The sequence below is a fragment of the Streptomyces manipurensis genome (assembly GCF_049570255.1).
GTDB lineage: Bacteria > Actinomycetota > Actinomycetes > Streptomycetales > Streptomycetaceae > Streptomyces > Streptomyces manipurensis.
The window spans coordinates 7,568,257-7,592,761 of sequence record NZ_CP186950.1; the positions used below are offsets into that span (position 1 = coordinate 7,568,257).

At 74.6% G+C, this 24,505-nt stretch carries 20 protein-coding genes and 1 pseudogene; 16 read left to right on the forward strand and 5 right to left on the reverse strand.

The features are described 5' to 3' along the window. Nucleotides 1–147: 147 nt before the first annotated feature. The 4 genes from ACPU2J_RS34520 (at nucleotide 148) to ACPU2J_RS34535 (ending at nucleotide 6,525) form a co-directional block, all read left to right on the forward strand. Nucleotides 148–657 carry a hypothetical protein gene (locus ACPU2J_RS34520; protein WP_420078132.1) on the forward strand — a complete coding sequence of 170 codons (510 nt, stop codon included), beginning with the start codon at nucleotides 148–150 and terminating at the stop codon, nucleotides 655–657. A gap of 143 nt (nucleotides 658–800) precedes the next feature. Beyond that, nucleotides 801–2,630 (forward strand): VanW family protein, encoded by a 1,830-nt coding sequence (locus ACPU2J_RS34525; protein WP_423834831.1) that lies wholly within the window; start codon nucleotides 801–803, stop codon nucleotides 2,628–2,630. Nucleotides 2,631–2,828: 198 nt separating this feature from the next. Next, nucleotides 2,829–5,462 (forward strand): SpoIIE family protein phosphatase, encoded by a 2,634-nt coding sequence (locus ACPU2J_RS34530; RefSeq protein ID WP_423835042.1) that lies wholly within the window; start codon nucleotides 2,829–2,831, stop codon nucleotides 5,460–5,462. A gap of 58 nt (nucleotides 5,463–5,520) precedes the next feature. Then, a complete protein-coding gene (locus ACPU2J_RS34535; RefSeq protein WP_423834832.1) occupies nucleotides 5,521–6,525 on the forward strand; it encodes an RNA ligase family protein in 1,005 nt (334 codons plus the stop codon). A gap of 9 nt (nucleotides 6,526–6,534) precedes the next feature. Here the strand turns inward: ACPU2J_RS34535 and ACPU2J_RS34540 are convergent, their stop codons facing one another. Further along, a complete protein-coding gene (locus ACPU2J_RS34540; RefSeq protein ID WP_423834833.1) occupies nucleotides 6,535–8,652 on the reverse strand; it encodes a SpoIIE family protein phosphatase in 2,118 nt (705 codons plus the stop codon). 305 nt (nucleotides 8,653–8,957) lie between these two features. Between ACPU2J_RS34540 and ACPU2J_RS34545 the strand changes: the two genes are divergently transcribed. After that, a complete protein-coding gene (locus ACPU2J_RS34545) occupies nucleotides 8,958–9,311 on the forward strand; it encodes a hypothetical protein (RefSeq protein ID WP_361595667.1) in 354 nt (117 codons plus the stop codon). 62 nt (nucleotides 9,312–9,373) lie between these two features. Here ACPU2J_RS34545 and ACPU2J_RS34550 read toward each other — a convergent pair whose 3' ends face one another. Then, nucleotides 9,374–10,747 (reverse strand): pyridoxal phosphate-dependent decarboxylase family protein, encoded by a 1,374-nt coding sequence (locus tag ACPU2J_RS34550; RefSeq protein ID WP_423834834.1) that lies wholly within the window; start codon nucleotides 10,745–10,747, stop codon nucleotides 9,374–9,376. 76 nt (nucleotides 10,748–10,823) lie between these two features. After that, a complete protein-coding gene (locus ACPU2J_RS34555; RefSeq protein WP_420078127.1) occupies nucleotides 10,824–11,351 on the reverse strand; it encodes a flavoprotein in 528 nt (175 codons plus the stop codon). 117 nt (nucleotides 11,352–11,468) lie between these two features. Between ACPU2J_RS34555 and ACPU2J_RS34560 the strand changes: the two genes are divergently transcribed. The 10 genes and pseudogenes from ACPU2J_RS34560 to ACPU2J_RS34605 all read left to right on the forward strand — a co-directional run bounded on the left by ACPU2J_RS34560 (nucleotide 11,469) and on the right by ACPU2J_RS34605 (nucleotide 21,503). After that, the gene (locus tag ACPU2J_RS34560; protein ID WP_423834835.1) at nucleotides 11,469–12,440 is read left to right on the forward strand and encodes a hypothetical protein; all 972 of its coding nucleotides are present in this window, start codon (nucleotides 11,469–11,471) and stop codon (nucleotides 12,438–12,440) included. 204 nt (nucleotides 12,441–12,644) lie between these two features. After that, nucleotides 12,645–12,893, forward strand: a pseudogene (locus tag ACPU2J_RS34565) (AMP-binding protein); the annotation flags it as partial. 76 nt (nucleotides 12,894–12,969) lie between these two features. Next, complete coding sequence (locus ACPU2J_RS34570; RefSeq protein WP_423834836.1) at nucleotides 12,970–13,740, forward strand: AMP-binding protein; 771 nt, start codon at nucleotides 12,970–12,972, stop codon at nucleotides 13,738–13,740. 10 nt (nucleotides 13,741–13,750) lie between these two features. Further along, entirely contained in the window at nucleotides 13,751–14,443 is a 693-nt protein-coding gene (locus tag ACPU2J_RS34575; protein WP_423834837.1) for a DUF6882 domain-containing protein, read from the forward strand. A gap of 60 nt (nucleotides 14,444–14,503) precedes the next feature. Then, nucleotides 14,504–14,992, forward strand: coding sequence for a MarR family winged helix-turn-helix transcriptional regulator (locus tag ACPU2J_RS34580; protein WP_420078123.1), 489 nt, complete (start codon nucleotides 14,504–14,506; stop codon nucleotides 14,990–14,992). A gap of 185 nt (nucleotides 14,993–15,177) precedes the next feature. After that, nucleotides 15,178–16,884: a ribosomal protection-like ABC-F family protein gene (gene abc-f, locus ACPU2J_RS34585; protein WP_423834838.1), complete on the forward strand. Its 1,707-nt coding sequence runs from the start codon at nucleotides 15,178–15,180 to the stop codon at nucleotides 16,882–16,884. Nucleotides 16,885–17,313: 429 nt separating this feature from the next. Then, on the forward strand, nucleotides 17,314–19,074 hold the full coding sequence (locus ACPU2J_RS34590; RefSeq protein WP_423834839.1) for a DUF6777 domain-containing protein: 1,761 nt from the start codon (nucleotides 17,314–17,316) through the stop codon (nucleotides 19,072–19,074). An 80-nt stretch (nucleotides 19,075–19,154) separates the two neighbouring features. Next, nucleotides 19,155–19,781, forward strand: coding sequence for a VOC family protein (locus ACPU2J_RS34595; RefSeq protein ID WP_423834840.1), 627 nt, complete (start codon nucleotides 19,155–19,157; stop codon nucleotides 19,779–19,781). A 97-nt stretch (nucleotides 19,782–19,878) separates the two neighbouring features. Further along, a complete protein-coding gene (locus ACPU2J_RS34600; RefSeq protein WP_423834841.1) occupies nucleotides 19,879–20,589 on the forward strand; it encodes an MFS transporter in 711 nt (236 codons plus the stop codon). Further along, the gene (locus tag ACPU2J_RS34605) at nucleotides 20,565–21,503 is read left to right on the forward strand and encodes an MFS transporter (RefSeq protein ID WP_423834842.1); all 939 of its coding nucleotides are present in this window, start codon (nucleotides 20,565–20,567) and stop codon (nucleotides 21,501–21,503) included. Before ACPU2J_RS34600 ends, ACPU2J_RS34605 begins: the two co-directional genes overlap by 25 nt. Nucleotides 21,504–21,567: 64 nt before the next feature. Here the strand turns inward: ACPU2J_RS34605 and ACPU2J_RS34610 are convergent, their stop codons facing one another. Both ACPU2J_RS34610 and ACPU2J_RS34615 read right to left on the reverse strand, forming a co-directional pair. Further along, on the reverse strand, nucleotides 21,568–22,752 hold the full coding sequence (locus ACPU2J_RS34610) for a GDSL-type esterase/lipase family protein (RefSeq protein ID WP_423834843.1): 1,185 nt from the start codon (nucleotides 22,750–22,752) through the stop codon (nucleotides 21,568–21,570). After that, a complete protein-coding gene (locus ACPU2J_RS34615; RefSeq protein WP_420078117.1) occupies nucleotides 22,749–23,378 on the reverse strand; it encodes a TetR/AcrR family transcriptional regulator in 630 nt (209 codons plus the stop codon). Before ACPU2J_RS34615 ends, ACPU2J_RS34610 begins: the two co-directional genes overlap by 4 nt. Before the next feature lie 152 nt (nucleotides 23,379–23,530). On the opposite strand from ACPU2J_RS34615, the gene ACPU2J_RS34620 reads away from it, so the two are divergent. Then, nucleotides 23,531–24,505 (forward strand): MBL fold metallo-hydrolase, encoded by a 975-nt coding sequence (locus tag ACPU2J_RS34620; RefSeq protein WP_423834844.1) that lies wholly within the window; start codon nucleotides 23,531–23,533, stop codon nucleotides 24,503–24,505.

The following is a 24,505-nucleotide window of genomic DNA, read 5'->3' on the forward strand; positions in this document are numbered from 1 at the left end:
AGGGGGCGGGGCGCCCTTGCCCGGGGCCTATGCGCATGCCAGCATTCCAGCGCACGCCGGGACGGGGCGGGCCGGGGACGAGCGGATCCGGCACCTGCCGTCCCGTCGTCTCCGTCCGTTGCTGAACAACGAGCCAGGAGTGCATCCGTGATCCGATCGACACTGCGTTCTCTGCTGCTCGGCGGCGGGGGAGCGGCCGTCATGCTGGCAGCCGCCCTCGTCCCCGCCACCGCCTCCGCCACGCCGTTACCGGCGCCGGCGCCCCTGACCGGAGCGCCGGCCGCGAACGGCACGGCCCCCGTGGCCGCCGCCGGGTTCTGGTCCTGCACCGTCCCGCCCGGATACGTCTACACCTCCACCCAGTCCACCCTGAACTGCAGCGGCTCCGGCTTCAGCACCTACTACTACGTGCAGCCGCCCGCCGACGGGCTGTGGGCCTGCACCGCCCCGTCGCAGTTCACCTACAGCTCCACGCAGAGCACCCTCGACTGCTCCACGGGCGGCGGCTTCCGCACCAAGTACCTGCTGAAGACCCCGGTGACCGGGCTGTGGGCCTGCACCGTGCCCTCGGGCTTCACGTACACGAGCACCCAGTCCACCCTGGACTGCTCGACGAGCGGCGGCTTCCGCACCAAATACCTCCTGCGGGCCTTCTGACGGCCGGCCGTGAGAACCATTACATTCCTCCCCCAAATCACCCTTTTGGGGCAATCATGATGGGTGGTAACTGTCGTAGATGTGCCGCGTGAGCGGCCCGCGCCTGCCGGTGATCGTGACCGGCAGGCGCCGCTGGGAGTGACATGGGACGCGTGCGCGACTGGACCGGCAACCCGCGGACGGCCCTGCCGATGGCGGGCGGAGCGGTCGTACTGGTACTGGGCGGGCTCTACGTCACCGGCCTCGTCGCCGGTGCCGACATCGACCAGGGCACGCACGTCCGCGGCGTGGACATCGGCGGCATGAGCCGCGAGCAGGCCCGGCACACCGTCGAGCGCGAGCTCGGCCCCGACGCCGCGGCACCCGTGGCGATGCGGATCGGCGACCGCGTCGAGAAGGCCGCACCCGCCACCCTCGGCCTCTCCCTCGACACCGACGCCACCGTCGACCGCGCCGTGCGCAAGGGCCTGGACCCCGTCAGCGTCGTCGGCGGTCTCTTCGCCTCCGGCGAGCGCCGGGTCGAGCCCGTGGTCCGGGTCGACGAGCCGACCGCCCGCGCGGCCGTCGGCCGCATCGCCGCCGACACCGCCCTGCAGCCCCGCGACGGCGTCATCGCCTTCGACAAGGGCACCGCGAAGGCCGTCGCCCCCGTCACCGGCGTCAACCTCGTCCAGGACCGCGCCCTCGCCACCCTGCGCGACGCCTACCTCCGGCCCGAGCCGGGGCCCGTCGTCCTGCCGGTCGTACGCACCGAGCCGCGCGTCGACGCCGAGGAGACCGGACGGGCCATGCGGCAGTTCGCGCGGCCCGCCATGTCCGGCCCCGTGTCGCTCACCGTCGCCGGACGGAGCATGTCCCTCAGCCCCGCCGTCATCGGCGAGCACCTGAAGATGAAGCCCGACGCCCAGGGCCGCCTCGTGCCCGCCCTGGACTCCAAGGGCCTGCTCGCCGAGCCCGCCGTCGCCCGCCCCGTCGAGGAGGTCACCCTCGCCCCGCGCGACGCGGAGCCGCGCGTCGACGGCCAGGGCCGCTTCGTCCTCGCCGCGCAGAGCCGCGAAGGGCGCAAGGTGACCCAGGAGGCACTGCACAGCGCCGTGATGCCGCTGCTGACCCGCACCGGCGCCGCCCGCACCGGCGAGCTCGCCACCGCGGCCGTGCAGCCGGACCTCACCAGCGAGGAGGCCCGGCAGCTCGGCATCACGGAGGAGATGTCCTCCTTCACCGTCGAGTTCCCGGCCGCCCCCTACCGCAGCACGAACATCGGCCGCGCCGTGGAGCTGATCAACGGCTCGGTGGTGCAGCCGGGCCAGGAGTGGAGCTTCAACCGCACGGTCGGCGAGCGCACCCCGGAGAACGGCTTCGTCGACGGCATCATGATCAACGACGGCCAGTACGTGAAGTCGCCCGGCGGCGGCGTCTCGGCGGTCGCCACCACCATGTACAACGCCGCCTTCTTCGCCGGTCTCAAGCCCGTCGAGCACGGCCCCCACTCCTTCTACATCGAGCGCTACCCCGAGGGCCGTGAGGCCACCGTCGCCTGGGGCACCCTCGACCTGCGCTGGATCAACGACTCCGGACACCCCCTCTACATCCGGGCCGAATCCACCGACACCTCCCTGACCATCACCCTCCTCGGCACCAAGAAGTACGACGAGATACGCGCGACCAAGGGACCGCGCACCAACGTCGTGCAGCCCGCCAAGCGTCAGGGCAGTGGGCCGACCTGCGAGGTGCAGACCCCGCTCGAGGGCTTCGACGTGACCGTCGGCCGCGTCTTCGTCAACGGCGGCAAGGAGGTCAAGCGCGAGGAGTACAAGACCCACTACACCCCGCGCGACGAGGTCACCTGCACCCCGGAGGGCGCACCCGCCCCCGACGCCACCGCGCCGTCCTCCTCTCCCGCGCCCCCGCCGACCGCCGAGGCCGCACCCGCCCCCACCGCCGCCTCCGCCACCGCTCCCCGGACCGCCTGAGCGCCCTCCCCGACCCCCGGAGGGAGGGACGAGACGTGACACTTCGGGCGCACATTGTGCATGCCGGGGGCCGCGGCGGCCCGGAGGTGCTACAACTGGGGACGTGACCATTCCTCGCCACCCGTGCCGGGTACGTCGGTGCGGTCACCTCTAGGCAACCGGTTCAAGAGCGTCGCCGGCCAGGTATTCGTCCTCCAGGTGGCGATCGTGGTGTTGCTCGCGGCCGGGGCCCTGCTGGCCCTCGTCCTCCAGTCGCGCCACGACATCGACCGCGAGGCCCGCAACCGCTCGGTGGCCGTGGCCGAGACCTTCGCGCACCAGCTCGGCCTCCAGGGCGCACTGAAGACCTCCGACCCCTCCGCGGTGCTCCAGCCCCTCGCCGAGCAGACCCGCAAGGCCGCCGGGGTCGACTTCATCGTGGTGATGGACACCAACGGCATCCGCTACAGCCATCCCAAACCCGACCGCATCGGGAAACGGTTCGTCGGCACCATCGAGCCCTCCCTCCAGGGCAAGGTCCACACCGAGAGCGTCGAGGGCCCCCTCGGCAAGGAGATCCAGGCCGTCGTCCCCGTCAAGGGCGCCGACGGCAAGGTGGTCGGCCTGGTGTCCGCCGGCCTGACCGTCGAGAACGTCACCGGCGCCCTCGACCGCCAGCTCCCGGTCATCCTCCTGGCCATCGCCACCGGCCTGGCCCTCGCCACCGTCGGCACCGCGCTCATCAGCAGACGCCTGCGCCGCCAGACCCACGGGCTCGGCACGCAGGAGATGACCCGCATGTACGAGCACCACGACGCGGTCCTCCACGCCGTCCGCGAAGGCGTCGTCATCACCGACGGCGACGGCCGCCTCGTGCTCGCCAACGACGAGGCAAAACGTCTCCTCGGCCTGCCCGACGAAGCCGAGGGACACCGCATCGGGGACGTCGGCGGCCTCGACCGCCGGATCGCCGACCTGCTGCTCTCCGGGCGCGAGGCCACCGACCAGGTCCTCGAGAGCGGCGACCGCCTGCTCGTCGTCAACCAGCGGCCCACCCACCCCGGCGGCCGCCCCGAGGGCGCCGTGGTCACCATCCGGGACTCCACCGAGATGCAGATCCTGACCAGCCGCGCCGAGACGGCCCGCCGGCGCCTGAAGCTGCTCTACGACGCCGGCGGCGACATCGGCACCTCGCTCGACGTGGTCCGCACGGCCGAGGAACTGGCCGCCGTCGCCGTCCCCCGCTTCGCGGACTTCGTCACCGTCGACCTCGCCGACCAGGTCGTCGACGGGGACGAACCCGTCCCCGGCGCCGACATGCGGCGCACGGCCGTCAGCGGCATCCGTTCCGACCACCCCCTCTACCCGGTCGGCCGGATGATCGACTTCCTGCCGTCCACGCCCCAGGCCCGCGGCTACGGCACCGGGCGCGCCGAACTGGTGCCCCACCTGGACGACGCACCCGGCTGGAAGGCCCAGGACCCGCCCCGCGCCCAGGCCATCGTCGACTACGGCATCCACTCCCTCATCGCGGCCCCGCTGATGGCCCGCGGCGTCGTCCTCGGCGTGGTCAACTTCTGGCGGTCGCAGAAGCAGGAACCCTTCGACGAGGACGAGCTGTCCCTCGCCGAGGAGCTCGTCGCCCGCGCCGCGGTCAGCATGGACAACGCCCGCCGCTACACCCGCGAGCACGCGCTCGCCGTCACCCTCCAGCGCAGCCTGCTGCCCCGCGCGCTGCCCGAACAGAGCGCCATGGACGTCGCCCACTTCTACCTGCCCGCACAGTCCGGCGTGGGCGGCGACTGGTTCGACGTCATCCCGCTGCCCGGCAGCAGGGTCGCGCTCGTCGTCGGAGACGTCGTCGGCCACGGCCTGCACGCCGCCGCCACCATGGGACGGCTGCGCACCGCCGTGCACAACTTCTCCTCCCTCGACCTGCCGCCCGACGAGATCCTCGCCCGCCTGGACGACCTCGTACAGCGCATCGACCACGACCACAACGCCGACAGCGAGGAGGGCACCGGGGGCGTGCTCGGCGCCACCTGCCTCTACACCGTCTACGACCCGGTCTCCCAGCGCTGCACCATGGCCCGCGCCGGCCACCTGCCGCCACTGCTGGTCGCCCCCGACGGCACCACGGAGATCGTCGAGCTCCCCGCCGGCCCGCCGCTCGGGCTGGGCGGCATGCCGTTCGAGACCGCGGAACTCGAGCTGGCCGAGGGCAGCCAGCTCGTCCTGTACACCGACGGCCTCGTCGAGGAACGCACCCGGGACATCAGCGAGGGCCTGGAACTCCTGCGCGCCGCGCTGAGCCATCCCGACCGCGACCCCCACGACAGCTGCCGGGCCGTGCTCGACATGCTGCTGCCGGCCCGCCCCACCGACGACGTCGCGCTGCTCATCGCACGCACCCGGACCCTCGGCCCCGACCGGGTCGCCCAGTGGGACGTGCCCTTCCACCCGAGCGCCGTCAGCGCGATGCGCAGCGTCGCCGCGAAGAAGCTGGACGAGTGGGACCTGTCCGAGCTCGGCTTCGCCACGGAACTGATCCTCAGCGAGCTGATCACCAATGCCCTGCGGCACGGCAGCGAGCCGGTCCGCGTCCGACTGCTCCGCGACCACAACCTGACCTGCGAGGTGTGGGACGGCAGCAGCACCGCCCCCCACCTGCGCTACGCCGCCACCACCGACGAGGGCGGGCGCGGGCTGTTCCTCGTCGCGCAGCTCAGCGAGCACTGGGGCACCCGCTACACCCCCGAGGGCAAGGTCATCTGGGCGGAGCTGAGCCTGCCGGGCACCGCAGGAGCCACCGACGCCGCCCTTTCCGCCTTCCTGGACGTCGACCCGCTCTGACCCGCGCCCCGCGGAAAACCCCTGCCCGGGCGCGCGTCCGCGTGGCTACCATCGCCCGGTGCAGAGCGAACCCGCCCCCTGGTCCCCGTACCCGAAGATCCCCGCGAACCGCAGGCTGGGGGAGGCCGGCGGCCGCGGCTGGGTCGCGCACGAGAAGATCCACGGGGCCAACTTCGCCGTCGTCTGCGACGCGGCCGGGGCCCGCCCGGCCAAACGGCGCGCCCTGCTCGACGACGGAGGACTCGACGACTTCTTCGGCGTCGGCCGCGTCTGGCCCGCGCTGGCGGTCGCCGCCACCCGCTGCGCCGCGCACCTGCGCCGGGCCACCGGGGCCGTGGACTCCGCCGTCGTGACCGTCTACGGCGAACTGGCGGGCGGCCGCTACCCCCACCCCGACGTGCCACCGGTACCGGGCGCCGAGGCGGTCCAGACCGGCGTCTGGTACGCCCCCGACCTGGTCTGGCTGCCGTTCGACGCCACCCTGACCGACGGCGACGGCCTGCACTGGGCCGCCGACCGGACCCTGCGCGCCGCGGCCGGATCCGCCGGGCTGACCTGCGTGCCCCTGCTGGCCGCGGGCCCCCTCTCCCGCCTCGGGGAACTGCCCGCGCTCTTCCCCACCCGGCTCCCCGGGCTGCTCGGCCTCCCGGCGCTGCCGGACAACCTCGCGGAGGGCCTCGTGCTCAAGCCGGCCGACGGGTCCCGCGGCCCCGACCGTCCCATGGCCAAGGTCAAGCAGCCCGCGTTCGCCGAGGACGAGCGCTTCGACGGCGCACGCCCCCACCGGGTGCCCACCGACGGTGCGGCGGGCGTTCCCGGCTGGCTGCTCGCCCACGGCACCGCCCTGCTCACCCCGGCCCGCGCCGCGTCCGCGGTGAGCAAGCTGGGACCCCGTACGGACGCCGCGGAGCTGGCCGCCGAGATCGTCCGGGACGCCGCCGAGGACACGGACCACGAGGTCGGCGGCCTCGACCCGGCGACGCGGCGGGCCCTGGAGGCCGCCCTGGGTGCCGGAGCGCTCGCCCTGGCCCGCTTCGACGCGGCCGACCGCGCAGGCCGCTGAGGCGGGCCCTCAGCCCCGTACGGGACCGCTCGGCGCGGGACCGTTCGGCGGCAGCCGGGAGTCGACGCCGATCCGGGCCGCGAGCAGGGCGATGTCGTCGTCGGCGGACGCCGGGACCAGGTGGGCGATCAGCGAGTCGCACAGCTGGTCCAGGGGCTGGAGCGGCTCGGTGAGGAGCCCGGTCAGCTCGCCCAGGCGCTCGTCGATGTCGCGGGTCCGGGCCTCGATCAGCCCGTCCGTGTAGAGCACCAGAAGACTGCCCGGGGGCAGGGTGATCTCCGTGGTCGTGAACGTGATCCCGCCGACCCCCAGCGGGGCGCCCGGCGGGGTCCCGACCAGGTACACGGTGCCGTCGGGCTCGGCCACCGCGGGCGGCGGATGCCCGGCCCGGGTGACCGTGCACTGCCCCGTCGCGGGATCGCACACCACGTACAGGAACGTGGCGAGCATCGGCTCCGCCAGGTCGGCGAGGGTCGCCTCCAGGTGCTGGAGCAGCGCCGCCGGCGGCATGTCGAGACGGGCCAGCGCACGGACCGTCGCGGACAGCCGGCCCATCACCGCGGCCGCGGCGATGCCGTGTCCCATGACGTCGCCCATCAGGAGCGCGGCCCGGCCCCCGGAGAGCGGCAGCACGTCGTACCAGTCGCCGCCGACCTCGTTCACGTCGCTCGCGGGCAGGTAGCGGTGCGCGATCTCGATGCCGGGCGGCGGCGTCACGTGCTGCGGGAGCATGCTGCGCTGGAGGACCACCGCGGTCTCGTGCTCGTGGTGGTACAGGCGGGCGTTGTCGATGCCGATGGCGGCCCGCGCGGCCAGCTCGCTCGCCAGCGTGACGTCGTCCGACCCGAACGGGCCGTGCGGCCGCGTGCGGTAGAAGGTCGCGACCCCGAGGACCAGACCGCGCGCGATCAGCGGCACCATCAGGAACGAGTGCACGCCGATCTCGATCAGCTGGGCGGGCCGGGGGGTGTGCCGGGCCGCGGAGGCGACCGCCTGCGCGTCGAGGTGGGCGATCAGAAACGGCTGCCGGGCCGCGAGGGCCTGCGTGTACGGGGCGGTCGAAGGGAAGGTCAGGGTCCGGCCGAGCGGCGCCAGGACCTGCGTGACCGCGGAACCGGTCAGCGGCGCCCTGCCCAGACGGCGCAGCGCCACACCGCCGGTCAGCCCCATGCCCGGCTCGTTCCCGCGGGCCAGGGAGTCCAGCACGTCGACCGTGACCGCGCTCGCGAGGTGCGGCACGGCGAGGTCGGCCAGCTCCTGCGCGGTGCGCTCCAGGTCGAGGCTGGCCCCGATGCGGGAACTGGCCTCGTTGAGCAGGGCGAGCCGGCGGCGGCCGGCCTCGGCCTCGGTGTGGTCGCGCTCCTGGTCGGTGATGTCGAGGAGGGAGGCGATCACCCCGATCGGTCGGCCACCGGGATCCTCCACCCGGACGTACGAGCACGCCCACACCCGGTCGTGGGCGGGATCGGCCGGCGTACGGCCGGTCCGGCGCCGGTCCAGGACGGGCTCGCCCGTGTCCAGGACCTGCCGCATCGCCTCCTCCATCTCGCCCGCGTTCACCTCGGGCAGCAGCTCGGCCAGCCGCCGTCCCACGTGGGCCGACTCCGCCATCCCGTTCATGGCCTCCAGCGCCGGATTGACCTGGAGGAACCGCAGCTGGGTGTCGAGGATCCCGATGCCCACCGGCGAGCGGGCGAACAGGCCGTCCCACACTGCGGATGACCCCCGGATCCGGCGGGCCGCGTGCGCGTCCGCGGCGAAGACCAGCACGGCCGAGGCGCCGTGCCGCCGGTCGGGGACGGGGCAGGCCCAGATCTCCAGCTCCAGCGGGTGCCCGGCCCGGTGCCAGGCGGTCACGGTGCCCATCACGCCCCGGCCCGACGCCGCCGTCTCCCACAGGGTCCGGCCGAGGCTGCGGTCGGCGCCGGGGTGCAGGAGGTCGGCGATGTGCCGCCCGAGGACCTCGGGCGGGGTGTAGCCGAGCAGCTCCTGCGCGCCGTGGTTCCAGCGGACGACGGTGCCTTCGCTGCTGGTGGCCACCAGGGCAACGGGCAGGGCGCCCAGCCATCCGCCGGCGTCCTGCGCGGCGCTGATGACCAGGTCCTCCAAGCCCCTCTCGTCATGCATCCCGCACCCGCTCCTTCCGGGCGGTCCCGGCCTCGTGGCGCGGCGGCGCCGGACAGCGGCGCAGCCCCTGTCCGCCGCCCGCCCGGTGCGGCCCGCGTCTGCGTTTCGTCATCACCTTCATGGTCGCGCGGCCCGCCCCGGCGCGCCGTGCAGGACCCGCCGGGTTCACCCGGTGCGCGCCCGCCCGCCGCGGCGGGTCACCCGGCGGGGTTCATCCGGTCGGCCGAGCACAGCGGGCCCCCCGCGCCGCACCGGGCCACGCTGTGGGCAAGGACCGACTCCACCGCACAGACGAGGACCGCACCATGTCCCACAGGCGACGTATCGGCATCACCGCGGGGGCCGTAGCACTGCTGCTGGGCGCCACAGCGTGCTCGGGTCTGGGGCGCAGCACCGTCGGCCAGCTCAGCTTCCGCGGCCACGACTCGCCGGTCGAGATCAACTACAACAACACCCTCGTCACCGGCTGCCACCGGATCGCCATCCCGGACGGGGCCACCCACGTCGAGAACAACACCCTCGTGGACGTCATCCTCTACCAGAACTACGACTGCAAGCAGAACGACGAACCGAACAACGAGATCTACGTGGCCACGACCCTCTCGAACGTGACCGCTCCCAGGACCCGCCCCTGGCGGAGCTTCAGCGTCGTCCACTGACGCGCGGCGCCGCGGGCGCCCGGTCCCGTACCGGCCCGGGCCCTGCCGCGGGAGCGGCCGGGTCAGGCGGACTCCGGCCGCGCCGCGCGGCGGATCGCGTCCAGGGCGCGCCCGACGTCGGCGTCGGTCGTGGACCAGTTGCTCACCGAGATCCGCATGACGCGCCGGCCGTGCCAGGTGGAGCCGCTGATCCAGGCCGTCCCGTCCTCCAGCACCCGGGCCAGCACCCGTTCGGTGCGGGCGTCGTCGCCGAAGTCGGCGCAGACCTGCGTGAACACCACGTCGTTGAGCACCCGTGCTCCGTCGATCCCGGCGATGCCGTCGGCGAACGCGCGGGCGTGCCGGCAGAGGCGGTCGACCAGGTCGGCCACTCCGGAGCGGCCGAGGGAACGCAGCACCGCCCAGACCGGGAAGGCCCTGCCGCGCCGGGAGAGTTCGGGGACCTTGTCGACGGGGTCGCCCTGTTCGTGCTGGATCAGGTAGTCGCCGCGCAGGCCCATCGCCGCCCGGAGCGCGGACGGGTCGCGCACGACCGCCAGGCCGCAGTCGTAGGGGACGTTGAGGGTCTTGTGCGCGTCCGTGGCCCAGGAGTCGGCGCCGCCGCAGTCCCGCACCAGGTGCGCGTGCCGGGGGGACGCGGCCGCCCACAGGCCGAAGGCACCGTCGACGTGGATCCACGCGTCGGCCGCGCGGGCGGCCCGTACGGTCTGGGTGAAGGGGTCGAAGGCGCCGGAGTGGATGTCGCCCGCCTGGAGGACCACGAGCGTGGGGCCCGGCCCGGCCTCGTCCAGGGCCGCGCTCAGGGCGTGCGGCAGCATGCGCCCCTGATCGTCCGCCTCCACCAGGCGGGGCGTGCCGAGCCCCAGGTAGCGCAGGGCCAGGTCGACGGCCATGTGGCGGTCGCGGCCGGCGAGCACGCGGACGGCGGGTCCGCCGGCGAGCCCGTCGCGGGCCACGTCGCGGCCGGCGCGCCGCAGGACGGTGTCCCGTCCGGCCGCGAGGCAGGTGAAGTTCGCCATCGTCGCGCCGGTGGTGAAGCCGACGGCGCTGCCGCCGGGCAGGCCGAGCAGGTCGAGCAGCCAGGCGCCGGCGATCTCCTCCGCGGCGGTGTAGGCCGGGGAGACGGTGCGCATCACGCAGTTCTGGTCCCAGGCGCTGACCAGCCAGTCGGCGGCCAGCGCGGCCGGTTCGGTGCCGCCGACCACGAATCCGTAGAAGCGGCCGCTGGGGAAGGCGGTGAGCCCGGGTTCACAGGCCCGGGCCAGCAGGTCGACGACGTCGGCGGGGGCGCTCGGACCGGCGGGCAGTTCGGCGCCGAGCGCGCGCACGGTCTCGTCGACCGATGCCCGTGCGGGTATCCGGCGGTCGGGCAGGCTCGCCAGCCAGCGGACGGCATGCTCGTGCGCCCGCCGGAGCGCGGCCTCGCGCGCGTCCATACCTCGGACTATGGGACCGGACCCGCCGCCCCGCAAGCGGCGGCCCGTGCTCCCGTCCGTCCCCCGGCGGGCCGGATCAGATCTGGACGGCGCTCTGGTCGAGGGAGTCCAGGGCCGCGGTCCACGGGAAGGGGGCGGGCACCTCCGCGGGGCTGTTGTCGTGCTGGAGGAGCCGGACGCCGGCGCCTCGCAGGGTGGCGAGGGAGACCTCGTACTGGGGGTGCGCGGTGAGGGCGGAGTTGGCGCACGCGACGGCGGTCGAGGGCGTGCTGTTGCCGAGCGCCTCGGCGGCGAGACCGATGGTGAGGCGGTCGGTGAGGCCGAGGGCCCAGGCGTTGACGGTGTTGAAAGTGGCGGGGGCGTAGAGGAGGGCGTCGGGCGCGGGCCACAGGTCGGGTTCACCGGGCATCCGGTACTGCCAGCGGACGGCGTGGCCGGTGAGGGCGGCGAGTCCGTCCAGGCTTCCGGCCAGCCAGTGCGCGGCGGTGGGGGTCAGTCCCAGGCACACGTCCCAGCCCCGGGCCTGGGCGTCCTCGATGACGGCGGCGACGTCGAAGACGGGTGGTGCGGCGGAGCAGAGCAGGTAGAGGGATTTCGTGGTCATGCGGCATTATGATCATATTGATCAACCTCAAGTAAGGCTGAGGCGCACCGTTCAGGCCCGTCGGACCGCATCCGTCGGCCACGCGCCGCCGAGCCGCCGGTACGAGACAGTGGTGCTGTGGTCGATGTCGACGCGGTGACGACCGAGCTGTACGGGCTGCTGCCGGAGGAGTTCACGGCGGCCAGGGACGCCCGCGCCGCGGCGGCCCGCCGGGACGGCGACCGCGCCGCGGCCGAGGCCCTCGCGGCCCTGCGCAGGCCGACGCTCGCCGTGTGGGCCGCGAACCTGCTGGCCCGCGCCGAGGAGGACCAGGCCCGGCGCCTGCTGGAGCTCGGGCAGGGGTTGCGCGACGCGCACCGGAACCTGGCGGGGGAGGAGCTGCGGACCCTCTCGCACCAGCAGCACGTGGTCGTCGCGGCCATGGCCTGCGAGGCCTGCCGGCTGGCGGGCGAGGCCGGCAAGCCCGTGTCCGGGAGCGTCCGGCACGCGGTCGAGCAGATCCTCCGCGCCGTTCTCACCGATCCCGCGACCGCCGAGGCCTGGGCGCGCGGCGTCCTGGCCGAAGCCCCGCCCCCCGTCGTCGGCTTCGCCGAAACGGCGCCCGCCCCCGGCACGCTCCCGCGCCCGGCGAAGCGCCGTACGGCCGGGGCTCCGGAGGTGGAGACCCCGGACCCGGAGGCCACGGATCCGGAGAGCCAGACCCCGAAGACCTCGGCCGCGAAGGGCCGGGGCCGGAAGGCCCGGGACGCTCAGGCCAAGAACACAAAGGCCCGGGACGCGAAGGCTCGGGAGCGGGCCCGCGCCGAGGCGGACCGTGCCCTCGCGGCGGCCGAGCGCGCGGACGAGGCGCTCGCGCGCGCGGAGGCGGAACGCTCGCGGGCCCACGGTGCCCTGGCCGCGGCCGACGCGGAACTGGCCGGCCTCCGCGCCCGCCTCGACCGGGCCGGCGCCGAGCGGGACCGGCTGGCCGCTGCCGCCGAGGACGCCGACCGCCGCCGACGACAGGCCGACGGGGAGGCGCGCACGGCACGTACGGCGGCAACCGCGGCCCGGCGCGCCGTGGCGGACGAGGCCCCCTCCGGCGGCTGACGTTCCGCCCCGCCCCGGACGGGCCACGCCCCCGCCGTCCGGCGGTCGTTGGACCTTCCACCGACGGGGTCGCACCCGCATGGTCGGGAACGCGCCTTGCCCGCGGGGGCGCGGAGGCACTGGAATACCACGATCGAGTCGGTTCGGCGGCGCCCCGCGCCGGCCGACCGGCCTCCGCTTCGAGACGCGGACGGAGGGAAGGGCATGGCATCCGTCCTCGAGGGCTGTACACCCTGGCCCCGGGAGTTCGTCGACCGCTACGGGGCGGCCGGCCACTGGCGCGGCAACACCCTCGACAACCTGCTGCGGGGCTGGGCCCTGCAGTACGGGCCGAGGACCGCGCTCGTGCACGGCGACACCCGCATCACCTACGCGCACCTCAACCGGCGCGTGGACCGCCGGGCCGCCGGATTCCGGCTGCGCGGAATCCGGCCCGGCATGCGGGTCGTCGTACAGCTGCCGGACGTCCCCGAGTTCGCCGTCACCGTCTTCGCCCTGATGCGGGCCGGCGGATCAGGTGGCCTTCCTCATGGTCGCGGACGGGGCCGTCACCGGGCCGCGACCCCTGCTGGTGCCGCGCACCCACGACGACCACGCCTACCAGGCACGCGCGGCGGCCGCTGCCGTCCCGCTCACCGCGGACGACGTCCATCTCGTCGCGCTGCCCGCGGAGTCCGCCCTCGCCCTGGGCTGCCCCGGCATCATCGGCACCCTGTCCGTCGGCGGCACCCTGTCCGTCGGCGGCACCGTCGTCCTCGCCGAGGACCCCGGCCCCGACACCTGCCTGACGGCCCTGACCCGCGAGCGGGTCACCGTCGCCTCGGTCGCCCCGGGCGCACTGCGCCGATGGCTCGACGCCCTGCCGGGCTCCGGAGCGGACACCCGGAGCCTGCGGCTGGTGCAGACCGGCGGCGGCGAACCCCTGGACCGGGCGACCGCCGGACGGGTGGGCGCCGCACTGGGCTGCCCGCTCCAGGAGGTCCACGGCGGACCCGAGGGGCCGCTCGTCCTCACCCGCCCCTCCGGGGACCCGCTCACCGCGCGCGGCCGGTTGCTCTCGCCCGACGACGAGGTCCGCTTCGTCGACGCGAACGGCGCGGACGTGCCCGACGGGACCCGCGGCGCACTGCTCGCCCGCGGCCCGTACACGCCGCGCGGCTACTACCGGGCTCCCGACCACGACCGCCGCCGCTTCACCCCTGACGGCTGGTTCCGCACGGGCGACCTGGTCCGGCGCGCTCCCGACGGCAGCCTGGAGCGGGCCGGCCGTACGGAAGGGGCCGGGGCCGGAAGGGCGTAGGGTCATGCGCATGATCACTTCGACGCAGTTCAGCGAGGCCTTCCTCGACGAGGCCGAACGGCACGCGGCCTGGGGCGCCGCCCAGCTGGAGGCCCTGACCGGCTTCCTGCCCGAGGGCCCGTGGACGGCCGACCTCCCGTCCTGCCTCTACCGCCAGGGCGGGCTGGAACTGCGGATCGCCGTACTCGGCACGTACGACCTGAGGGAGCAGTCCTGGATGTGGGGCTGGGCCAACCCCGGGCTGCGCGGCACCGAGGTGGTGGCGCTCACCGCCGGGATCGAGCGCTACGGACGAGGGCTGGGGATAGCCGAGTTCACGGAGGAGGTGCTCGACCTGTCCGGCTTCGCCGACCCCCGGCGGGCGGCGGAGACCCTGGCCTTCGCCGGCATGGGCGTGGCGGAGGCACCCGGCTACCTGGGCATGGAGGCGGGGCCGGACACCCGGGTCTACTTCCTGCCGGACGACCCGCAGGTCCCGGGGGCACAGCTCGACGCGGTCGCACTCCCGCGGGAACTCATGACCGGTGCGGGCCTGTTCGGCCGCTCCGCGCGACGCGTGGTGCGCGGATACCTGGACCACCACGGTGTGGTGGTGCGCGAGGAGGCGGACCGGATGGTCGCCGAACTCCCGGGCGGCGGCTCGGCGGAGGTCGAGTTCGACGCCGTGGGCCGCATCGGGGGCGTACGCGTGACGGCGGTCTGAGCGCGGCCCCCCGGAGGGTGACCGGGGGAGGGGAGGCGCGGGAGAGGTAGTTTCGTGATCATGGAAAGACCGATACGCACCCCCCTCACCGATCAGGCCCCCGCCGACCCGGCAGCCCCCGACGACCTCCTGGCCTCCCAGCCCGTCGGGTACTGGACGGGCCTGGCGCACGCCGCGGTCATCCGCCAACTCCGCGACGCCATGGCCCGGATCGACGTCACGCAGCCCCAGTACTGGGTGCTCAACCGGGTGGGCGGCGGCGCGCCGGCACCGACCCGCGAGGAAGTGGGCGCCGGACTCACCCCGTTGGCCGACGGACCCCATGAAATCGCGCGTGTGGTGGACCAGTTGCTGCACCGGGGGTGGCTGTCGTCCGACGACGGCGGGCGCCTGTCCCTCACGGCGGCGGGGGAGTCGGCCCGGGTGCGGCTCCGGTCCCTGGTGACCGAGATGCGCGCGGTCGTGCACCAGGGCATCAGCGACGACGAGTACGTCACCACCCTCAGGGTCCTGCGCAGGATGATCGCGAACGTCGAGGCGGCCACCTGAGCGGCGCCGTGAGCGCCCGGGGGCACGAAAAACAAAAGACGAGACGGTTCGGTTCGCAGTAGGCTGATCCCATGCGTGTCCACCACCTCTTCCCCTGAGCCCGGAACACCGGACGGGCGCGGCCCACGCCGCCCCGCCCGGCCCCACCGTGCCCGGAAGCAGGCCCACGCACCCAGAGGACCCCCATGAGCCCCAGCGCCCCCACGAGCCGCAGCGCCCCCACGAGCCACGTCGCCCTCACCGCCACACGGGCCACCCCCGTCGCACAGCTCGCCCTCAGCGGCGTCACCAAGGCCTACGGCGACCGGCTCGTCCTGGACCAGGTCTCCTTCAGCCTCCGCCCCGGTGACAAGGCGGCCGTCATCGGCGAGAACGGCTCCGGCAAGTCGACCCTGCTGCGGCTGATCGCGGGCACCGAGTCCCCCGACCACGGCCACGTCACCCTCGCCTTTCCCGGCGGCACCGGCCACCTCGGACAGACCCTCGCCCTCGGCCCGCGACGCACCGTCCAGGACGCCGTCGACCTGGCCCTGCACGAGCTGCGGACCCTGGAGGCCCGCATCCACGCCGCCGAGCACACCCTCGCCGACGCCGGCCCCGCCGAGCTCGACGCCTACGGGGAACTGCTCACGGCCTTCGAGGACCGGGACGGCTACACCGCCGACGCCCGCACCGACGCGGCCCTGCACGCACTCGGCGTCGGACACATCGGCCGCGACCGCCCCCTGGGCACGCTCTCCGGCGGCGAACAGTCCCGGCTCGCCCTGGCCTGCGTACTCGGCGCCGCACCCGAACTCCTGCTCCTGGACGAGCCGACCAACCACCTCGACGCGCCCGCCGTGGCCTGGCTCGCGGACCGGCTGCGCGCGCACCGCGGCACGGTCCTCGTCGTCACCCACGACCGTGCCTTCCTGGACGCCGTGGCCACCACCGTGCTGGAGGTGGACCGGGACCGGAGGGCCGTGACCCGGTACGGCGACGGCTGGAGCGGCTACCGGGCCGCCCGGGCCGCCGCCCGCCGGGGCGAGGAGCAGCGCCACCAGGAGTACGTCGACACCCTCGCCCGGACCCGGCAGCTCGTCGACACCTCCGGACAGCGGCTGTCCAGCACCGGCAAGGACCCGCGCGAGGGGTTCGGCAAGCACCGCCGCTCCCACGAGGCCAAGCTCTCCGGCCAGGTCAGGGCGGCCCGCCGGAACCTGGAGCGCCTCCTGAGGGAGCCGGTCGCGGCCCCGCCGGAGCCCCTGCGCTTCGCCTCCCGGATCGACCGGGACGCCACGCCCCTCCCCGAGGACACCCCCTACGTCGCGGAACTGGCCGGCGTCGCGGTCGACGGGCGGCTGTCCCTCCCCGAACTGGCCGTCGGCCCCGGCGCACGGCTGCTGATCTCCGGCCCGAACGGCGCCGGCAAGTCGACCCTGCTCCGCGTACTCGCGGGCGACCTCACCCCCGACCACGGCACCGTGCGGCGCCACACGTCCGTCGGATACCTCCCGCAGGAGGTCGCTCCGGACCCGGGCTGCGGGACGCTCCTGCACGCCTTCGCCGCCGGACGCCCCGGGGACCCCGAGGAGCACGCGGAGGAACTGCTGTCCCTCGGCCTGTTCCGCGAGGACGACCTGCGCGTGCGGGTTGCGGCCCTCTCGGTGGGCCAGCGCCGGCGCCTGGACCTCGCACGGCTCGTGACGCAGCCGGCCGGACTGCTCGTCCTGGACGAACCGACCAACCACCTGGCCCCGGCCCTCGTCGAGGAACTGGAGGAGGCGCTGACCGCCTTCCCCGGTGCGGTGGTCGCGGTCTCGCACGACGAGCGGTTCCGCGCGTCCTTCACCGGTCCGCGGCTCGAACTGCGCGCCGGTGTGCCCGTCGGCGATCCCGTACTGCGCGCGTAGGCCCGCCCGTCAAGTCCCGAAATCTCGGAACGTGACCTGATCGCGGCGCCGGGGCCTACTCGAGTCACGGACCCACGCGCACCGCGTGGGGGCCGGATTTCCCCGACCCACGCGTCCAGGACGCGGAGGTATATTGGCGATTAGGAGCGAGAAAATGCGAATAGCCATGAATCTCCCTATGGCCCATGGCGGGGGGAGAGTGTCGTGACTTCCCTGCCTCCTCCTTCAGAGCGCCCCACCGGACCTCCGTCCGGCCCGCTGTCCGGCCGCCCCACGAGCGAGCTGCCCCCACCGGCACCCCCCGGCCCGCCGCCACCGGGCAGCGGCCCCCACGGCCCGCCGGGGGACCCCGGTGAACCCGAGCCCGGCCGCGGGGGCCCGCGCCGCGGATGGCGATCGCGCAGGACCGTCCTGAGCGCAGGCTCCGCGGTGGCCATCGCGACCGCAGTGGTGCTGTTCACGATGATGGGCGGCAACAACGCGGTCGGCGGCGAGGTGTTCCTCCAAGCGGCCTCGGAGGCCGGCCCCGACCCGTTCACCGCCTCCACCGCCGCCGCGGCACAGGACACCGGGGTGACGCCGGTCGCCGCCGCCGAGCCGCAGCGGAGCACGACGTCCGGCGCCCGCACCCTCGAGGTCAACGGTTCGTACCCCGGCCTGTACGGGGGCACCCGGAACCTCGTGAGCTGCGACGTGGAGAAGCAGATCAAATTCCTCGCCGAGCACCCGGACAAGAGCCGGGCCTTCGCCGCCCCGCTCAACATCCGGCAGTCCGAGGTCCCTTCGTACCTGCGGTCGTTGACGCCCGTCCGGCTTGGCTGGGACACCCGGGTGACGAACCACGGGTTCAAGAACAACGGGCCGACCAGCTACCAGGCGGTCCTCCAGGCCGGCACGCCGGTCCTGGTCGACGACCGGGGCGTACCGCGGGTCCGCTGTGCCTGCGGAAACCCGCTGGCTCCGCCCGTCGCGGTCAAGGGGAAGCAGACGTACAGCGGAAAGGAGTGGCAGGCCTTCCGCAGGGCGGACCTCGTCGCGGTCAAGCCGGCTGCCGAGCCGGTGAAGAAGGTGACGATGTTCGACCACGACCGGAAGGACTGGTACGAGCGCCCGAGCGGGGACGCCCAGGGCAAGCACGACCACGAGGTCCCCGCGCCGAAGGGCCAGACCGCGGACGCGCCGTACCCGGTGCTGCCCCCGGCACACCCGGCCCCGGTGGAGAAGCCGGCGGACCGGGACCGGGGCAGGCACCCGGAGCAGGAGCCGGAACAGGTCCCGCAGAAGCCGGACCGGCCGGAGCAGCCGGACCGGCCGGAACAGCCCGAGAAGCCGGAGAAGCCGGCCGAGGAGCCGGACGGGATCCCCCCGAAGGTCCCGGACAAGCCGGACCGGCCCGAGAAGCCGGCGGAGGAGCCCGACAAGGTCCCGGACAAGCCGAAGCCGGAGAACCCGGACAAGCCCAAGGAGCCTCCGGCGAAGGAGCCGGACAAGCCTGCGGAGCCCCCGCAGAAGCCGGCTGAGCCTCCGGCCAAGGTGCCGGAGAAGCCCGCTGAGCCTCCGGAGAAGCCTGCGGAGCCGCCCGCCAAGGTGCCCGAGAAGCCCGCGGAGCCTGAGAAGCCCGCTGAGCCTCCGGCCAAGGTCCCGGACAAGCCTGCTGAGCCGGAGAAGCCGGCCGAGCCCCCGGCCAAGGAACCGGAGAAGCCGGCCGAGCCCCCCGCGAAGGTCCCGGACAAGCCTGCGGAGCCTGAGAAGCCGGCCGAACCTCCGGCCAAGGAACCGGAGAAGCCCGCTGAGCCTCCTGCCAAGGAACCGGAGAAGCCTGCCGAGCCCGAGAAGCCTGCCGAGCCTCCCGCGAAGGAGCCTGCGGAGCCTCCGGCCAAGGTGCCGGAGAAGCCTGCGGAGCCTGAGAAGCCCGCTGAGCCTCCGGCGAAGGTGCCGGACAAGCCTGCTGAGCCCCCGCAGAAGCCTGCTGAGCCTCCGGCCAAGGAACCGGAGAAGCCGGCCGAGCCTCCGGCGAAGGTGCCGGAGAAGCCCGCCGAGCCCCCGGCCAAGGTGCCCGAGAAGCCGGCCGAGGCGCCCGCTCAGGAGTCGGGGCAGAACCCGGGCCAGGACTCGGGGCAGAACCCCGGGCAGGACTCCGGTGACGGCTCGGACGGCGGTGGCGGCGGGAGCGGTGACGGCTCCGGGTGACCCGGCCGGTCCGGGCAGAGCGCGGGATCGGTCAGGATCGGAGAAGCGCCGGGCCCGCGCCCGGACCTAGCGTGGTGGGCATGGAAAACATCGCATCCGTGACCCTGGACGTGGCCGACATCGAGGCCGCCGAGCGCTTCTACTCCGCCGCCTTCGGCCCGGACACCCCGCTCCGTTTCCGCGCGTCCCAGGAGCCGAGCACCGGCTTCCGCGGCTTCACCCTGGCCCTGACGGTGCCCCGGCCCGCCGACGTCGACCTCCTCGTGGACCGTGCCGTCGCCGCGGGCGCCACCGTGCTGAAGCCGGTCACGAAGTCGATGTGGGGGTACGCCGGCGTGGTGCGGGCCCCCGACGGGGCGATCTGGAAGATCGCCACCTCGGCCCGGAAGAACGCCGGCCCCGCCACCGGGCGGATCGACGCCTTCGTCCTCCTGCTCGGCGTCGCGGACGTCGCCGCGAGCAAGCGCTTCTACACGGAGCACGGCCTGACCGTGTCCAAGGCCTTCGGCCGCGTGTACGCGGAGTTCGACCCGCGCACCGGCCCCGTCACCCTCGCGCTGTACCGGCGGCGCGCCCTCGCCAAGGACCTCGGCGTCGCCCCCGAGGGCACCGGATCGCCCCGGCTCACCGTCGGCGGTTCCGGAACCGGTTTCACGGACCCGGACGGCTTCGCCTGGGAGGCGGCCTCGCCCGCCCTGAGCGCCTGACCGCCCCGGCGCCCGCGCTCGTGGCGGACGGGTGGTACCGCCCCGGCACGGCGTCCGCCGCCGTCTCCGCCCGGCGGGCCCGGCGTGCGGTCCACGGATGAGCACGATCAGACGTGTCGTCGGCGGTGCCCTCTTCCACGTACCGCACCCGCACCGGCCCGAGCAGCCGCATTCCGGCCCGGGTCCGGGCGCGGCGGCCCGGACCGGAGCCGTCACCGCGGTCTCGGCGGCGGCCCTGTTCCTGCTCGGCGTGAACACCACCGGCATCAACACCGCCCTGCGGGCCATCGCCGCCGACCTCGGCGTCGGCACCACCGCGCTGGGCTGGGCGGTCGGCTCCTACATGCTCGCGGTCGCCGCCCTGGTGGTGCTCGGCGGCCGGCTCGGCGACATGGCGGGGCACCGCTTCACCCTGGTGACGGGCTCGGCGGTGTTCGCCGTCGGAGCGGTCGTGGCCGCCGCCTGCGACGGCGAGGGCATGCTGATCGCGGGCCGGGTGCTGCAGGGGGTCGGGGCGGCCGCGCTGATGCCGTCCACGATGGCCGTGCTGCGCCTGACCTGGCCGCCGGAGCGCCAGGGTGTGGCCCTCGGCCTGTGGGGTGCCGTCGAGGGGCTGGCGTTCGCCGTCGGCCCGCTCATCGGCGGGGCGTTCACCGACGGCCCGTCATGGCGCTGGCTGTGGTGGACCGGAGCCGTCTGGGCCGTGCTGGTCGGCTGCGCGGCGGCGGTGGTGCTGCGGCCGCTGCCGCGCGGTCCGGCGAACGCGGGGTCGACGTTCCCGGGGTGCTGCTGCTGTCGGTGGGGCTGACGGCCCTGCTGGTCGGGCTGCAGCAGATCCCCGCGTGGGGTGCCGCGTCGGCGGCCACCGTGGTGTCCTTCGTGGTGGCGGCCGTCGCGCTGGCGGCGCTCGTACGGGTCGAGGCGCGGCGCTCCGCCCCGCTGCTGCACCTCTCCATGCTGCGCAGGCCCCCGCTGCTCGCCGCGTGCATCGGCACGGCGGTGAACACCCTGTTCCTCATCGGCTTCCTGTACTTCTTCAACCTCTACGCGTTGTCCCCCGACACCCTCGACTACTCCGCCGTGCGGGCGAGCCTGGCGCTCCTGCCCTACGGGGTCTGCGTGTTCGCGGTGTCGATGGCGATCGGCCCGCTGTGCGACCGGGTCGGATACCGGTGGCCGGTGGCCGCCGGCACGGCCCTTTGCGGCGCCGGCGCCCTGTGGCTGGCCGGTGTGGACGCCGACAGCGGGTACGGGGCCGTGTGGCCGGCTTCGCTCGTCCTGGGGGCGGGAGTCGGCATCACCCTGTCCGCGCCGTCCGCCGCGGGCCTGCGCGCGCTGGACAGCGCCTTCTCCGGCGAAGCGGCCGGCATCATCAACGTGGTGCGCTACGTGACGGCCGCCCTGGTCGTGTCCGCGGGAACGCTGGTCTTCCTCGGCGAGGGAGCCGCGCGGCTGGGCGCCGTCCTGCGCGGGGCGGGTGTCGCGGAGCCCGGAACGCACACGACGGACCAGCTGCTGTCGGGTGCGGCCCAGCCGGGCGGGCAGGCGGCCGGCCCGGCGGTGCGCGAGGCCTTCCACCGGGCGACGGCCGCCGGCCTGGCCGAGGGTTTCTCCTCGGTGATGCTGTGGCTCGGTGTGCTCGCCCTGGCCGCGATCCCCGCATGGCTGATGTTGATGCCGGGGCGGTCCCGCTCCGCGGACGGGGACGCCGCCTCCGGCTGAGCCGCCGGGACCGGGCCGGGGAACCGCCCTCGGAGCGGGAGGGCGGCGCCGGGGCCGGTGCCCGTCAGGCGGTGCCGACGGCCAGCGGGCCCCCGTCGGCGAAGGCGAGGCGGGCGAAGCGTTCGCCGATGAGCCGGTGGGTGGCCGCGTCGGGGTGCAGGGCGTCGGGCAGCGGAAGCTCCGCGTGGTCGGCCGCACCGTACAGGTCGAGGCCGTTCAGGTGGTGCAGGTGCGGGTCGGTGGCCGCCCGGCGGCCGACGATGCGGGCCAGCTCCTCCCGGATCGTGCCGAGCGTCAGCTTCCCTGCGGCGGTCTCCGCGGGGTCGCCCGCCGCGACGAACCGCAGCCGTCCCTCACGCAGCGCGCCGGGGTCGGGGGCGCTGGGGCCGGGGGTGTCCTCGTGGATGGGGCAGTGGATCGGGGAGACGACGAGCAGCGGTGTGTCCGGGTGCCCTTCGCGGAGGGTGTCGAGGAAGCCGTCCATGGCGGGTCCGAACGCGCGCGACCGCATCAGGTCGAGGTTCACGAGGTTGATGCCGATCTTGACGCTGATCAGGTCGGCGGGGCAGTCGCGCATCGCGCGGGCCGTGAACGGGTCGAGCAGGGCGCTGCCGCTGAATCCCAGATTGACCAGCTCCACCCCGCCGAGGGCCGCGGCCCGCGCGGGCCAGGTCCCGGTCGGTGTGGCGGCGTTGGATCCATGGCTGATGGAACTGCCGTGGTGCAGCCAGACCTTGCGGCCGCCCGGGGGCGGAACGTGTACGGGGGCGTCGGTGCGCAGGGCGACGAGCAGGGTGGCCTCGTCGTGCGGCAGCCAGATCTCGACGTCCTTGTCGTGGGCCGGCAGGCCGGTGAAGCGCAGTGTCCGCACCGGCCCGGGCCGGGTGCGCCCGGCTCCGGTCGCCAGGTCGACGGTCAGGACGTCACCGTCCGGGGCGACGGCCCGGCCCGTCAGCCGCCCGTCGACCAGCAGCTCGTACACCCCGTCGGGGCGCGGCGGGGTGCCCGGATAGACGCGTTTGGTGGCGATGACGTCGAGCTCGACGGTCGTGGCGCCGGTCCGGAAGGCGAGCCGCACCCCGGAGGGCTGGGACTGCGCCATGGCGAGCTGGGCGTCGGGGATCTGCCGCCGGGCGGTGGCGGGCAGCCGGTGGGGCAGGACGCCGCGATCGGTGTGCTCCACGTCGAGCGCGCCGCGCAGGAGGCGGGCGGTGACGGGGGTGGTGGTCCAGGAGCGCTCGGTGTTCATGGCCTCGGTCGATTCGACGGGGACGGGTCGGTGGGAGAGGCGCCGGCCGCGCTGCCGGGGGTGCCGGGCCAGGTGCGCAGCAGGACGTCGAGCGCGCCGAGGATCTCGGTCCAGCTCTCCTGCGCGTCGGGTGCGCTGTGGCTGAAGCCGCCCGCGCCCTCCAGCTCGACGTAGCCGCTGAACACGCTGCCCAGCAGTCGCACGGCATGCGTGGCCTGCGGCTCGGGCAGGCCGTAGCCGTGCAGCACCGCCCGCATCATCTGCGCGTGCCGTACGCCGGCACTCGTGGCGGCGGTCTGCGGGTCCAGCCGGAAGCGGCCGGCGGCGAAGCGGCCGGGGTGGGCGCGGGCGTAGTCGCGGTAGACGTTCGCGAACGCGGTCAGGGCGTCCTTCCCGGACCGTCCCGCCACCGCCGCGGACACCCCGTCGGCCATCTCCTCGAGGGCGAGGAGCGCGATCCCGGTGCGGAGCTCGTGGGCGCTCTTCACGTGCGAGTACAGGCTGGCCGTCCGGACGCCGAAGCGGCGGGCGAGCTCGGCCGGCGTCACCCGGTCGAAGCCGATCTCGTCGGCCAGCTCGGCCCCCGCCGCCACCAGACGTTCCGTGGTCAGCCCCACCCGTGCCATGCCCGTCCTCCGTATCGCACCCGACGCTTCCTCACGTGAGTATGCATTTGCCTAACAGTATTAGGCAAGCCGGAAAAAGCGCGGGTGGGCCACGGACCGCGCCCGCTACGATCGGCGCCTCACCCGATCAAGGCGGCCCGACGGAGGCACCGATGACACAGGCCCCCTCGCGGACACCCGCCCATCCCGGCCGGCTGGAAGACGGGCATCCCTTCCGCCAGTGGAAGACCTGGCGCATACCCGGGACCGAGCTCACGCTCACCGGGTACTCACGCGCCAATGACAAGACCTTCTTCCACGTGCCGGAACTGCGGTGCGCGCTCGACGCGGGGCTCGCCGAGGGCCGGCAGCCCGAGACCGTCTTCCTGACCCACACCCACCACGACCACTCCAAGGACCTCGACTACCTGGCGGCGAGGCCCGCCGGGGTGGACGTCCACCTGCCCGCCGCGGCCGTCCCGTACGTGGAGACCTTCCTGCGGGCGTCCGCCGAGCTCAACCACGGCACCGCCTACGACCCGGCCCTCGCCGCGAACTGCCGCCTCCACGGGGTGCGCGGGGGCGACGAGTTCACGTTCGGGCGCCGCGGCCACCGCGTGCGCGTGGTGGAATGCGTCCACAAGGTGCCGTGCGTGGGGTACGCCTTCGCCGAACGCCGCCGGACCCTGCTGCCCGAGTACGAGGAGCTCAGGCGCCGATACGCCGAACAGGGCCGCGGCGGAGCGGAGTTCGGGCACTTCCTCGCGCAGCGGCGCAAGGAGGGCGCCGAGGTCGAGCACGAGGTGGACAAGCCGTTGTTCGCCTTCCTCGGCGACACCCACGTGAGCGTCTTCGCGGACAACCCCTGGCTCTTCGACTACCCGGTGGTGATCACCGAGTGCACCTACCTCGACGACGCCGAACTGGAGCGGGCCGACCGGGTGGGACACACCGTCTGGAGCCGTCTGAAGCCGGTGGTCGAGGCGCACCCCGAGACCCTCTTCGTGCTCACCCACTTCAGCCTGCGCCACTCCGACCGCGAGGTCCTCGCCTTCTTCGGCGAGGACAAGCCCGACAACGTGCTGCTGTGGGTGCACCCGGACAGCCGGCTGCCCGAGCAGCACCAGCACGGCGCCTCCCGGGCCTGA